This is a genomic window from Actinomadura alba, assembly GCF_014323705.1.
Taxonomy (GTDB): domain Bacteria; phylum Actinomycetota; class Actinomycetes; order Streptosporangiales; family Streptosporangiaceae; genus Actinomadura_C; species Actinomadura_C alba.
In genome coordinates this window covers 141557-155149 of record NZ_JABVEC010000010.1, presented here as the reverse complement: position 1 = coordinate 155149, position 13593 = coordinate 141557, and the positions used below count along the sequence as shown (strand labels likewise).

Below are 13593 nucleotides of genomic sequence, written 5' to 3'. Positions count from 1 at the left end.
TGGACCGCTCAGCCGGGGAGCGGCAGGCGGGCGGTGTCGATGGCGTCGATGATGGAGGCGGCTCCGCCGCGGGCGGCTGCGGTGAAGCCGAGTGTCGACAGGGCCACCTTGCAGCCACCCTGCTTCGGCGCGATCACGTGGGCGGCCAGCGTGCGGTGCGTCCTCGGCAGGATCCAGGTCGCCAGCGGCACGAAGTAGCCGCCGAGGATGACCGCGTCGGGGTTGAAGATGTTGATCAGCACGGCCGCACTGCGACCGAGCCAGTTGCCGACCCGGTCCAGGGTGTCGACCACGTGCCGGTCGCCGCAGGCGGCACGCCGGGCGACCTCCGCGACCTTCGGGGCCAGGTCCGTGATCAGCTCGTCGGAGTCGCCGGCCAGGTCGGGCACTGCCGCCCGGATGATGGCGTTCGTGCCGACGAGCGCCTCGAAGCAGCCGTGCCGACCACAGCCGCACCGTGGCCCGCCGAGCAGCATCGGCATGTGGCCGATCTCGCCGCCGTAGCCGTTGGAGCCGCGCAACAGGCTGCCGTCCACGATGAACCCGCCGCCGATGCCGACCTCGCCGGTGATGTAGACGAGGTTCGGCGTGTGCGAGAGCGACCCGGCGCGGTACTCGCCCACGGCGGCGAGGTTCGCGTCGTTCTCGACCGAGACGGGGAAGTCGGCATCGCCCAGCTCCGCGCGCAGCTGGTCGACGACCGGGAAGTCACGCCAGCCGAGGTTCGGTGCCTCCGTGACGGCCAGGCCGTGCAGGTCGACCAGGCCCGGCACCGCGACGGCCATGCCGATGACGCGACGGCTCTGGTCGGCGAGCTGGGCCATCATGCTGCGGGCCAGCTCGGCCAGCCGGCGCACGCACGCGACCGGGCCGGCCGAGGCCGCGGGGAACGGCTCGTGCACGGACAGAACCTCACGCTCGCCCAGGTCGACGGCGACCGCCGACAGGTAGTCGACGTTGACCTCCAGGCCGAGCGCCACGAACCGGCGGCCGTCCAGCGTCAGCATCACCGCTGGGCGGCCGATACGCCGTTCCTCGCTCGCGCCGATCTCTTCGACGATGCCTCGCTCGATCAGCTCGGTGACGATGCTGGAGACGGTCGCCTTGTTCAGGCCGGTCTGGGCTGCGACCTCCGCGCGGGAGCAGGGCGTGTGATGGCGGACGAAACGCAGCACCACGGCGAGGTTGGTCTCGCGTACGTCGGTGAAGTCGAGGGCGCCGCGCGACCCGGGCGTCGCCCGGGCGGTTCGGGGAGGCGGGGCCGGGCTCCGCACGCCACGAGCCGCGGAGACCTCGCCCGCCGCGTTGCTGCCGTCGTTCCTCATCGGGGCGCCTCCGCCTCCGTGCGCCACGACCGCGGTGCCTGCCGGTTCGCGGCCGCGTCCGCGCTCCGCGCTCGGCGGGCCGACCGTCCCGTCCGCCGCCGGGCCAGGACCATAACGCGCCACTTTCTGGTGGCTGCGAACGCTGAGCGGGAGCCGTTGACAATGGTTGGTTGGATCGTCAAACTAAGTCCACCTCGGGGGTCCGTCAAATCGGACACGGGATCGGAGACGTCGCGATGGCTTTGGTCGCGGGCGTGGACACGCAGTCCACCGAGGTCGATATGGTCGGTGCCGCGCGTCCCGACGAAGACGCCCCTCGGATGGCGGGCGCATGGCGGACGGCGGCTCGCCCGAAGAACGCTCATCAGTCCCAGTTGCTGCGGTTGCTGCGCGACGATGGGCCCCGATCGCGGGCCGAGCTCGGCGACGTCCTCCGGATGTCTCGATCCGAGCTGGCCGCCGATATCGACCGGCTCATCGCGCTGGGCCTGGTGGAACCGGCTGCCGCCCGCGGCGGACGCCGGATCGTACGGTTGTCGCCCAGCCTGCGGTTCGTCGGGATCGACATCGGCGCCACGTCGATTGACGTGGCGGTGACCAGCGGCGACCTGGAGATACTCGGACACCGGGCACTGCCGTACGACGTGCGCCACGGCCCGCGCGCCGTGCTCGAAACGGCGCTGGAGATGCTGGGCAAGCTGCGCTCCGAGGGCGTGGCGTCGGAGATCCACGGCGCGGGCATCGGAGTGCCCGGACCGGTCAGCTTCTGCGACGGCAAGGCGGTGGCTCCGCCGATCATGCCCGGCTGGTGCGGCTTCCCGATCCGCGAGACGATGAGCCAGGAGCTGGGCTGCCCGGTCCTGGTGGACAACGACGTCAACGTGATGGCGCTCGGCGAGCTGACCGCGGGCCTGGCCCGATCGAACGACTTCCTGTTCGTCAAGATCGGCACCGGGATCGGGTGCGGCATCGTGGTCGGCGGGTCGGTCTACCGTGGCAGGTCCGGGTGCGCGGGCGACATCGGGCACATCCGCGTCGACGACTCCGGCCCTCTGTGCGCCTGCGGTCACACCGGTTGCCTGGAGGCGTACTTCGGCGGCGCCGCGCTGGCCCGGGACGCGACTGCGGCGGCGCGCGCCGATCGCTCCCGGTTCCTCGCCGAGCGGCTGGCGGCGAACGGCGAACTGACCGCGGCCGACGTGACCGACGCCGTGGCGGCGGGGGACGCGACGGCGGTGCGCATGGTGCGCGAGGGCGGCCGCCATGTCGGGCGCGTGCTGGCCGATCTGGTGATCTTCTTCAACCCGGGCCTGGTGGTCATCGCGGGCGGTGTCGCGGGCCTCGGCCACACCCTGCTCGCGGAGATCCGCGGCGTGGTGCACCGGCGGTCGCCGGCGCCGGCGACGGCGAACCTGCCGATCGTCCTTTCCGAGCTGGGCGATGCCGCGGGAGTTATCGGCGGGGCACGGCTCATCAGCGACCACGTGTTCTCGTCCGGATCGCGGGGGTGGACATGACGATCGCCCCGCGGCCTCCGGGCCCGAAGCGCCCGGACTCCGGAGGAGGAGGCGCCGTGAGCTACACCCCCGAGGACCCATCCGGCATGTGGACGTCCGCCGCCGGCTGCATGCGTAACTATCTGATTCTGAAGGAGAAGGCGGCGGCCTGGCGGGTCCATCACCAGGTCCAGGAGGCGATGGCCGCCTCCCGCGTCGACCAGCTCCGCATCCCCACGCTCGCCCCCGCCGAGTCCGTGACCGACCTGATGGCCGAGGAGCTCGACGTCGCGGTCACCGCGCGTCGCGGCTTCCCCTACGAACGACTCGACCAACTCGCGCTAGACCACTTGCCGGGAGCGCGCGGCTAGCGCGCTCCACACCTACCCCCACCCCGCAACCCACAGTCCCTGCCGCGAACGTCCCCGCCCAGCACGCCGATCGGCGCTCCGCTTCGCCTCCCATCCCCCAGGAGCAGCAGTGCTACACCCCTCCGTCAGATTCCTCCGATGCCTCGCGATGGCGTTGGCCGTCCTCGTCCTTCCGCCGATGACGGCGATCGCCTTGGTCGCGGCGCCCGCCCACGCACAGGCACCCGCCGCTGCCCCCGCACGGGCACCAGTCAAGGCGTTGCCGCAGGCCGCCGCCCCCGCACGGGCACCCGCCAAGGCGTTGCCAAAGGCCGCCGCCGCGGCGCCGTTCAAGGCGCTGGTGTTCTCCAAGACCGCTGGCTTCCGGCACGACTCGATCCCGGACGGCATCGCCGCGATCCAGAAGCTGGGCCAGGAGAACAACTTCACCGTCGACGCGACCGAGGACGACACCAAGTTCACGGACGAGAACCTCGCGCAGTACCAGGTCGTGATCTTCCTGTCCACGACCGGCGACCCGCTGAGCACCCAGGCCGCGAAGGACGCGTTCCAGCGCTACATCCAGCGCGGCGGCGGGTTCGCGGGCATCCACGCGGCCTCGGACGGCGGGTACAGCTGGCCCTGGTACGGCAACCTGGTCGGCGCGTACTTCAAGTCGCACCCGGCGACCCAGCAGGCCACGGTCAAGGTCGAGGACTCGGCTCACCCGGCGACGAACGGCCTGCCGACGAAGTGGACGCGCACCGACGAGTGGTACGACTTCCAGACCAACCCCCGCGGCAAGGTGCACGTGCTGGCGTCGCTGGATGAGACCAGCTACAGCGGCGGGACGATGGGCGCCGACCACCCCGTCGCCTGGTGCCAGGACTACGACGGCGGCCGTTCGTGGTACACGGCGCTCGCCCACACCAAGGAGAGCTTCACCGAGCCGGAGTTCCTTCACCACCTTCTGGGCGGCATCCAGACCGCAGCCGACGTCATCTCGGCCGACTGCTCCGCCAGCCAGGACGGCAGCTTCGACAAGGTGACGCTGGACGACAGCACGTCCAACCCGATGATGCTCGACATCGCCGCTGACGGCCGGGTCTTCTACATCGACCGGCTCGGCGACGTGAAGGTCGTCCGTCCGTCCGGCGGCACCGTCCTCGCCGGGCACCTGAACGTCTTCACCGCGAACGAGAGCGGGCTGCTCGGCATCGCCCTCGACCCGGCGTTCGCCACCAACCACTTCGTCTACCTGTTCCACTCGCCGACCGGGTCGGAGAACGTGGACCGGCTCAGCCGGTTCACCGTGAACGGCGACACGATCGACCTGGCGAGCGAGAAGACGGTCATGGACGTGCCGGTGCAGCGGGCCGAATGCTGCCACCACGGCGGCGGCATGGTCTTCGACAAGCAGACCGGCGACCTGTGGATCGCCACCGGCGACAACACCAACCCGTTCGCCTCCGACGGCTACACGCCGATCGACGAGCGGTCCGGCAGGGCGGCGTGGGACGCGCAGCGCTCGTCCGGCAACACCAACAGCCTGACCGGCAAGGTCCTGCGCATCCATCCGGAGCCGGACGGCACGTACACGATCCCGAACGGCAACCTGTTCCCGCCCGGGACGGCGCAGACGCGCCCGGAGATCTACGCGATGGGCTTCCGCAACCCATTCCGCGTCGGCATCGACCCGAAGACGCACAAGCTGATGGTCGCCAACTACGGTCCGGACGCGGGGTCGCCCAGCGCCACCCGCGGCCCGCAGAACACCGTCGAGTGGGAGATCCTCAACAAGCCCGGCAACTACGGCTGGCCGTACTGCGTCGGCAACAACACGCCGTACATCGACTACAACTTCGCGACCGGCCAGTCGGGGGCGCCCTTCAACTGCGCCAACCCGGTCAACAACTCGCCGAACAACACCGGACTGACCAATCTGCCGCCGGCCATCCCCGCCGACGTCTACTACCACTACAACACCGACCCGGCACACTTCCCCGAACTGCAGGGCGGCGCGCCGATGGCCGGCCCGGTCTACCGCTTCAACGAGAACGTGAGCTCCGCCCGCAAGTGGCCCGCGTACTGGGACGGCAAGGCCATCTTCGGCGAGTGGAACAACAGCGACCTCTTCTCGTTCCAGCTGAACGAGGACGGCAGCCAGCTCGTCAAGATCAACCAGATCTTCAAGTCCTTCGACTTCAAGAAGCCGATGGACATGAAGTTCGGTCCGGACGGCGCGCTGTACATGATCGAGTGGGGATCCGGCTTCGGCGGCGACAACGCCGACTCCGGCATCTACCGGATCGACTATGTGCAGGGCAACCGTCCGCCGATCGCCCGGGTGACCGCGGACAAGACCGACGGTCCCGCGCCGCTGGCCGTGCAGTTCTCCAGCGAGGGCTCGCGTGACCCGGACGGCACGCCGGTGACGTACGCATGGGACTTCGACGGCGACGGGGACACCGACTCGACCGAGGCCGACCCGTCGCACACCTACGCGGCCGGAAACCACACGGCCGTGCTGAAGGTGACCGACGCGACCGGCGAGTCGGCCACCGCGAGCGTGGCCATCACGGCCGGGAACAACAAGCCCACGATCACGGTCGATCTGCCGCCGAACGGTGGCTTCTTCGACTGGGGTGACCAGGTGAAGTACAAGGTCACCGTCACCGATCCCGAGGACGGGACGATCGACTGCGACCAGGTGCAGGTGCAGGCGATCCTCGGCCACGACAGCCACGGCCACCCGCTCGACCAGTACCAGGGCTGCTCGGGCACCGTGCAGACCACGCTGTCCAGCGGGCACAACGAGGGCGACAACCTCTTCTACGTGCTGGAGGCGACCTACACCGACCACGGCGGCGCCGGCGGGTCCAGACCACTCACCGGCCGTGCCGAGGTGATCCTGCAGCCGAAGCACATGCAGGCCGAGTTCTACAGCCAGACCGGCCGGGTGGCCGACGCCCAGGGCACCGGCGATCCGGGAGTGACCAGGGAGACCACGGGCGACTCGCAGGGCGGCGGCCAGAACATCGGCTTCATCGAGGACGGCGACTGGTGGTCGTTCGACCCGGCGAGCCTGTCCAGCATCGACGCGATCCGGTTCCGCGCCGCGTCCGGCTCCAGCGGCGGCACGGTCGAGGTACGTGAGGGCAGCCCGACCGGTCCGGTGGTCGCCACCGCGACCATCCCGGTCACCGGTGCCTGGCAGACGTACCAGGACGTCACGGTCAACCTGACCAGCGCACCAGGGGGCAGCGGCTCGCTGTACTTCGTGGCGCGACGCCCCGCAGGCAGCACCAACACCGGCGGCGTGTTCAACGTCAACTGGGTCGACTTCCTCGGCAGGGGCGTGACCGACAACCAGCGGCCGAACGTGACCGTGGCGGCGAACCCGAACCAGGGCACAGCGCCGCTGCCGGTCAGCTTCTCCGCGACCGCGACCGACCCCGACGGTGACACCCCGCTCACCTACAAGTGGGACTTCGGGGTGGCCGGGGCGCCGGAGCCGACGACGCCGGAGGCGAGCCACACCTACACCACGCCGGGCACGTACACCGCATCGGTGACCGTGACCGACGCCAAGGGAGCGGCGACGAAGGAGTCCGTGAGCATCAAGGTGAACGCGCCGAACGTGGCGTGCCTGAGCGGGCGCTCCGACGACTTCCTCGGCGACTCGCTCGACCGTGACCGCTGGTCGGTGATCCGGGAGAACCAGGACCTCCGGGTCTCAGGCGGCAACCTGGTCATCCCGACCTCCAACACCGACATCTACGGCACCCAGGCCGGTGACACGCCGAACATCGTGGTGCAGCCGGCCCCGGCCGGGGCGTGGACGGCGACCGCGAAGGCCAACCTGGTGGCGCGCGACTCGTTCCAGCAGGCCGGGCTCGTGCTGTACGGCGACGACGACAACTACGCGAAGATGGTGTTCCAGGCCCGCGGGACGAACGACGCCAACGCGCGGGTCTTCCAGTTCATTCGCGAGGAAGCCGGGAACCCGAACGAAGTCGCGGCCAGCAACACCGCGAACCTCGGCACGGCGTACCCCGACACCGTCTACGTGCGGTTCGTCAGCGACGGCACGAACCTGACCGCGTGGTACTCCGCGGATGGGGCGAACTTCACCAAGATGCCGGAGACGAAGGCGCTCGCCGGCATCACCAACCCGCAGATCGGCCTGATCTCGCTGTCCGGCCACGGTGCCCGCCCGGTGGTGGACGCGGCGTTCGACTGGTTCCAGATCGCCCCGGACGACACTGCCGAAAAGCCCGCGCCGAGCGACGAGTTCAACGGCACGAAGCTGGACGGCTGCCGGTGGGACTCGATCGTCCGTCCGGACCCGTCGGCACAGCGGGTGACCGGCGGCAACCTGGAGATCGACACTTCGACCGGCGACATCTACAGCTCACCCAACAGCGGGCCGAAGAACTTCATCCTGCAGAAGGCGCCGTCCGGCGACTGGACGATGGAGACGAAGGTCGACGGCAGCGCGTTCAACCAGCAGTACCAGCAGGGCGGCCTGCTGGTGTACGTCGATGACGGCAACTACGTCAAATTCGACTACATCACCGACAACACCGTCGGCTCGCCGGTCGTGCGCCGGATCGAGCTGCGCAGCGAGTCCGGCGACGTGGTGCAGGACCCGCAGCCGAGCACGGGCAACCTCACCCAGGGCGTCTGGCACCTGCGGCTGGTCAAGCAGGGCAACACCTACCACGGGTTCATGTCCGCCGATGGGCAGAGCTGGACCGAGGTCGGGACCGGGGTGACGAACTCGGCGGTCGCCGCCGACGCGAAGATCGGTCTCTTCGCGTTCGGCGTCAACCAGACCCAGTCGGTGACCGCGAAGTTCGACTACTTCCACCTGGTCCAGGACAACACCGCGCCGACGACCACCGCGACCGCCGATCCGGCCAACCCGAACGGCGCGAACGGCTGGTACACCGGCCCGGTCACCGTCTCGCTGGCGGCGACCGACGACGGCACCGGCGTGGCCCGCACCGAGTACCAGCTCGACGGCGGGGCGTGGACGGCGTACACCGAACCGGTGACCGTCTCCGGTGACGGCTCGCACACGGTGGCGTACCGCTCGGCCGACAAGGCGGGCAACGTCGAGACGGCCAGGACGCTGGCCATCAAGATCGACGCCATCGCGCCGCTCACCACGGCGGCGTTCGCACCCGCCAACGACGCGGGATGGCACGCCGGGGCGGTGCCGGTCACGCTGAGCGCGACCGACGCCACCTCCGGAATCGACGCCACGCAGTACAAGCTCGACGGCGGCGGCTGGACGGCATACACCGGTTCGGTCGACGTGACCGGCGACGGCGAGCACACCCTGCTCTACCGGTCGACGGACAAGGCGGGCAACGTCGAGACGGAGAAGGCGGCGACCATCACGGTCGACGCCACCAAGCCGACCGTGCTGGTCTCCGGGGTGGCCGACGGCCAGCTCTACGGCGACAGCCAGGACGTGCGGATCACCTGGCAGGCCACCGACGCCACCTCCGGGATCGCCTCGGTCGGCGGCACGCTGGATGACAAGGCGATCCTGTCCGGCACGCTGCAGGCGCTGTACGAGCTGCCGCTCGGACGGCACCGGCTCGCGGTGACCGCGACGGACAAGGCGGGCAACACGACCCAAATCGGGGTCGAGTTCTTCACCGCCACGTCCCTGCGGGACATCGCGAACCTGATCGACCGGTTCCGCGCGACCGGCCGCCTCACACAGGCGAACGCCACCGCGCTGCAGAACCAGCTCACCAAGGCCCGGAAGCTCGAGGCCAAGGGTGATGACAGCAAGGCGATCAAGGAGCTGGAGAAGTTCAAGCAGCTCGTCAATACGATCGTCGGGGACACCGAGGTCAAGGACACCCTGATCCGTGACACCAACGCCATGATCGTCCGGCTGGGCGGTAGGCCAAGCGGGCTGACCGCCAAGCAGGCGAAGGCGCTGTCCGGTGACGGCACCCGATCCGGTGACCCGACCCAGAGGAGGACCGGGTGAGGATGATCCCGGCGACCACCGGCCCGGCGGCGGGGCGCACGCCCCGCCGTCCGGGCCGGGCCGCCCGGCTCACCGCGGCGGTGCTCGCCGCGGTGGCCGTGGCGGTGCTCGGGACGGCGACGCCGGCTCATGCGCACGGCGGGCCGATCCGTCTGGAGGTAAGCGGCGACGGCATGGACCGGGTGATCACAACCGTCACCTGGAAGAAGGACGGGCACCCGGTGTCGGACCCGGTGGAGCTCACCCTCGTCGCCGCGCCCGCCTCCGGCGGCCCGCAGGTCGGCCCGATACGGATGACGTCCTCCCCCGAGGGCCAGTCGTTCTACATCGCGGAGCGCCCGCTGACGAAGGGAGCCTGGCGAGTCACCGTGACCGCGACGGCACCGTCCAAGGCCAGCATGACCAAGACCATCACGATGAACGGCCCGATGTCGCACTCGATGAAGCATCACCACAGCGCGCAAGCGGACACCGGCGACCGTGGCGCCTCCGTTTTCGTACCCGTCGCCGGGCTGATCGCCGTTATCGCGATCACGGGCGCGCTGTTCATCGGCTGGGCACAGCGCCGGCGGCACGGGTGATGGAGGCGCCGCCACCTACTCCGCCCATTGCCCGGCCTGTCCCCTACCGACTCGCTGTCAGTGCAGTAGCGACCGCCGCTCGGGCGTCTGGTTCCGGTGGCCTAATGGCACGACGGGCGATGGAGCCCTGAAACGATCAAGGCCCAGGTTAGGGATCATGTCCCTGACCTGGGCCTTCGCCGTTGAGCGGATGACGGGAATCGAACCCGCGCTATTAGCTTGGGAAATCACTTCCAGCGATCTTCGACTGCTGACGGCCCGGCGACGACGATCAATCAAGGGCGGCCAGCGCCCTTTTCCACGACTCCTGGTCACGGGCCTCGCCGGGCGCGTTCACCTCCGCGAACCGCAAGATCCCGCCCTTGTCGACGAGGAACGTGCCGCGCACGGCCATACCGCGGTCGCGATTGAAGACTCCGTAGAGGATGGCGACCTCGCCGTGCGGCCAGAAGTCCGAGAGCAGCGGGAACTGATAGCCCTCTTCGTTGGACCAGGCCTTGAGGGCGAACACGTGGTCGGCCGAAACGCCGAGGATCTGGACGTCGCCATTCTGGAAGCTGCCGATGTCGTCCCGGACGGCGCACAGCTCGCCGGTACAGATACCGGAGAAGGCGAACGGGTAGAAGACGACGAGCACGTTGCGTTCGCCCCGGAAGGACGAGAGCGTGATGTCCTGAGTTGTTCTGGTCCTTCAGGGTGAAGTCCGGGGCCTCGGTGCCGACGTTGGGCGCCATGAGCGTGGTCTCCTCGATTCGTACGGAACCGAACACCGGCCAGCCTAGTCGGGCTGGGTGCGGTGGCAGGCTTCCACCCGAGCCACCCACTAACCGACCCCGGTCGTGTGGCTCTTACGAAGTCACTCTGTTGACGAGCCCTTAATCAATGGAGGTGTCCGATCGAGCCGCTCTAGAGTCCTCAAGAGTCGGTGATGTGGCGGAGGTTCTGTGGCACTGGCAAGGAAGGGATCACGACGGATAACCGTCGGCGATGCCGAGTTTCGTTGGACGGTACGCGGTCGGCCAACGTACTGCCAGGCGATGGGCTGGTCTCCGCTGACCTTCGCCGTACAGCAGGTCCACGGGCCCGGCGCTCGCTTGGTGGTCTCCCTGCCGTGTGCTCACCCGAGCAACTATTTGGGGCTCCCGGCTGGAGTCGTCCTCCCCCGGACCGTTACCACCGCGATCACCGCGGCGATGGGCCGGGGATGGCAACCGTCGAAACCCGGGCCAGAGTTCAGGTTGGAACTGGATGATTCAGCGGTGCTGAAGATCGACTTCTAAGGACATGGCTCCGGCGGGCGCTTCCCCGGGCGCGAACGGCGAGACGGCGTGACAGACAGAATCGCGCGGATGAGTGTTCCGGTCCGCGGGGGGCTGGGGTCGCGCGACCCCGCTTCGGGCACGTTCAACCCGTCAATACGTAGACCGTCACGGGCTAAGGTCCCGCAACTGCTCTGGTGCCGTTTCTGCTCGCGCGCAAGGCACTGTCCCGGCGATCGCGGGCCCGCGCCTGTCACGTGCCGCGCACCAATTGCATTCGAGCCAATCGGCCCTCGGCTTGATGCCTCTCCACAACGGCCCGTGTGAGGATATGCGGCATGGCCGACGCATATGAACTGCTCATCAACGCCGACCTTCCCGACGACCTCTCGGAGGCCGAGGTGAACGAGTTGCGCTGGCACCTGGGACTGGGACCGGAGCCGCCTGAGTGCACCATCGTGACGGAGTTTCCCGGGGAGTTCGTCGACGAGGACGACGATCCCACAGACTACGCACCTGGCGCGGCCGGTTCCTGGGTGGAAGTGAAGGTCCCGGCGCTGGCGCGGCGCGGGCCGGCCTGGCGGATCGGCGGGGTGCTCTTCGCCGCGTTGGAGCGGCGCGAGCACAGCAAACCGCGCCCCGGCTGGGCTCTGACGTGTCGCCAGGAAATACACCCCGATGAGTTCGAAGCGACGACCGCGTGTGTTAGGTGGCTGCAACGTCGGGTGTCCGAGCCGCAATTCGACCTCGACGTCTACTGGCGCTTCTACGAAGACCCCTACCTTGAACCGACCTTTCTCGACGAGGGCGGGCTGGCAACCCGGCAGACCGTCATCGCGCCGCCCTCACCCCAGGTGCTGCGCCTAATCGCAGACGGCAAGAGCAGAGAAGCGGTGGTCCAAGCGCGCAAGGACACCGATCTGAGTATCGAACAGGCGCGGAGCTACGTCGAAGCGCTGCAGGCAGGTCGCGTCGTCCTGGCCCATTAGACTTCCGTTGACCTCGAAACGGTCGCTGTGCTCGTCGGCCTGGTGGTGAACGTCGATCGGCCTTCCGGGCTCGCTCGCTGGGGCGGCCGTGGCCGGGCTGCGAGACGGGATCGGACGGAACAGGCCGCATGCCCGGCTCACAGAGCCGGGGACTGTCCAGTCGCGGCAGAGCCCAAATCCGGACAGTCCCAGTCCTTGGCTTGTTCCGGTGGCGGTGCTTTCAGTTCCTCTAGTGCGGTGACCACGAACGTGCACCGGGTCGGGACACGCCGGTCGAGGTCCACGGTGTGGCCATTGCTGGGCCTCACCCTCGATGGCGACGAGATCGCTGTTGAGGGTGAGGTGGTGTGGGTGGCTGAGCCGGTGCGGGCACGCAGGCTGACCGAGGATGAAGGCCGCAGGCTGCAGCAGATCGTGTGGCGGGGCAAGCACGAGTCGATCCGGATGCGCCGGGCCATGATCATCATGGCGTCGGCGTCCGGGACACCGGTTCCGGCGATCGCTCGGCTCGTCCAAGCGCACGAGGACACGGTGCGTGATTTGATCCACGACTTCAACACCCGGGGGCTGGCCGCGTTGGACCCTAGCTGGGCGGGAGGCCGTCCCCGCCGCATCACCGCAGACGACGAGGCCTACATCGTCGCGACGGCCCGGACCCGCCCGGCCACGCTGGGCCGTCCCTTCACCCGGTGGAGCCTGCGCAAGCTCGCCGACCACCTGGCCCGCCACGCCGACCGCACCGTGGGCATCGGACGGGAACGGCTGCGGCAGATCCTGCACGAGCATGGCATCACCTTCCAGCGCACCCGTACCTGGAAGACCTCCAACGATCCCGACTTCGACGCCAAACTCGACCGGATCGAGCATGTCACCAGCCGTTTCGCGGACCGATGTTTCGCCTTCGACCAGTTCGGACCGCTGCCGATCCGGCCCTGCCACGGCACCGGCTGGGGCCACCAGGGCAAGCCTGACCGGCCACCGGCCACCTACACCCGCACCCACGGCGTCCGCTACTTCCACGGCTGCTACTCGCTGGGCGACGACACGCTGTGGGGGGTGACCCGGCACCGCAAGGGCGGCGCCAACACCCTGGCCGCGCTCAAGACCATCCGGGCCGAACGCCCCGACGGCGCCCCGATCTACGTGATCTTGGGCAACCTGTCGGCCAACAAGACCCCGGCGATCCGATCCTGGGCCGGTAAGAACAACGTCGAATTGTGCTTGACCCCGACCTACGCCTCCTGGGCCAACCCGATCGAGGCCCACTTCGGCCCCCTGCGCACGTTCGTGATGGGCAACTCCAACCATCCCAACCACACCGTCCTGGCCCGCGAAATCCAGGCCTACCTGCGCTGGCGTAACGCCAACACCCGGCACCCCGACATGCTGGCCGCCCAACGCCGCGAACGAGCCCGGGTGCGCAGCCAACGCCAGCAACGCTGGGGCCGCCCACGCCCCAAGGCCGCATAACCGATCCGGTGAACGTCGTGGTCACCGCACTAGGCACCTAGGTTTCACAGGTGCCGTCCTGTGTCACCAACGTCATGAGCCGCAAAAAGTAGTAGACGGTGACATCA

Annotated in this window: 8 protein-coding genes; 6 read left to right on the top strand and 2 right to left on the bottom strand. The window is 69.0% G+C overall.

The window, feature by feature from the left end:
* Positions 1-8: 8 nt before the first annotated feature.
* Positions 9-1325, bottom strand: coding sequence for an ROK family transcriptional regulator (locus HKK74_RS15595; RefSeq protein ID WP_187243927.1), 1317 nt, complete (start codon positions 1323-1325; stop codon positions 9-11).
* 236 nt (positions 1326-1561) lie between these two features.
* On the opposite strand from HKK74_RS15595, the gene HKK74_RS15590 reads away from it, so the two are divergent.
* From HKK74_RS15590 to HKK74_RS15575, 4 genes are all read left to right on the top strand, one after another.
* On the top strand, positions 1562-2842 hold the full coding sequence (locus HKK74_RS15590; protein ID WP_246491600.1) for an ROK family transcriptional regulator: 1281 nt from the start codon (positions 1562-1564) through the stop codon (positions 2840-2842).
* Positions 2843-2898: 56 nt separating this feature from the next.
* Positions 2899-3192, top strand: coding sequence for a hypothetical protein (locus tag HKK74_RS15585; RefSeq protein WP_187243926.1), 294 nt, complete (start codon positions 2899-2901; stop codon positions 3190-3192).
* Between the two features lie 148 nt (positions 3193-3340).
* Entirely contained in the window at positions 3341-9187 is a 5847-nt protein-coding gene (locus HKK74_RS15580; protein ID WP_222722294.1) for a ThuA domain-containing protein, read from the top strand.
* A complete protein-coding gene (locus HKK74_RS15575; protein ID WP_187243925.1) occupies positions 9184-9768 on the top strand; it encodes a hypothetical protein in 585 nt (194 codons plus the stop codon). The genes HKK74_RS15580 and HKK74_RS15575 overlap by 4 nt, the downstream gene beginning before the upstream one ends.
* Before the next feature lie 271 nt (positions 9769-10039).
* Here HKK74_RS15575 and HKK74_RS15570 read toward each other — a convergent pair whose 3' ends face one another.
* Complete coding sequence (locus HKK74_RS15570; protein ID WP_312881504.1) at positions 10040-10405, bottom strand: redoxin domain-containing protein; 366 nt, start codon at positions 10403-10405, stop codon at positions 10040-10042.
* A gap of 960 nt (positions 10406-11365) precedes the next feature.
* On the opposite strand from HKK74_RS15570, the gene HKK74_RS15565 reads away from it, so the two are divergent.
* Positions 11366-12016 carry a hypothetical protein gene (locus HKK74_RS15565; protein WP_187243924.1) on the top strand — a complete coding sequence of 217 codons (651 nt, stop codon included), beginning with the start codon at positions 11366-11368 and terminating at the stop codon, positions 12014-12016.
* A gap of 351 nt (positions 12017-12367) precedes the next feature.
* A complete protein-coding gene (locus tag HKK74_RS15560) occupies positions 12368-13486 on the top strand; it encodes an IS630 family transposase (protein WP_187244008.1) in 1119 nt (372 codons plus the stop codon).
* The last annotated feature ends 107 nt before the right edge of the window (positions 13487-13593 follow it).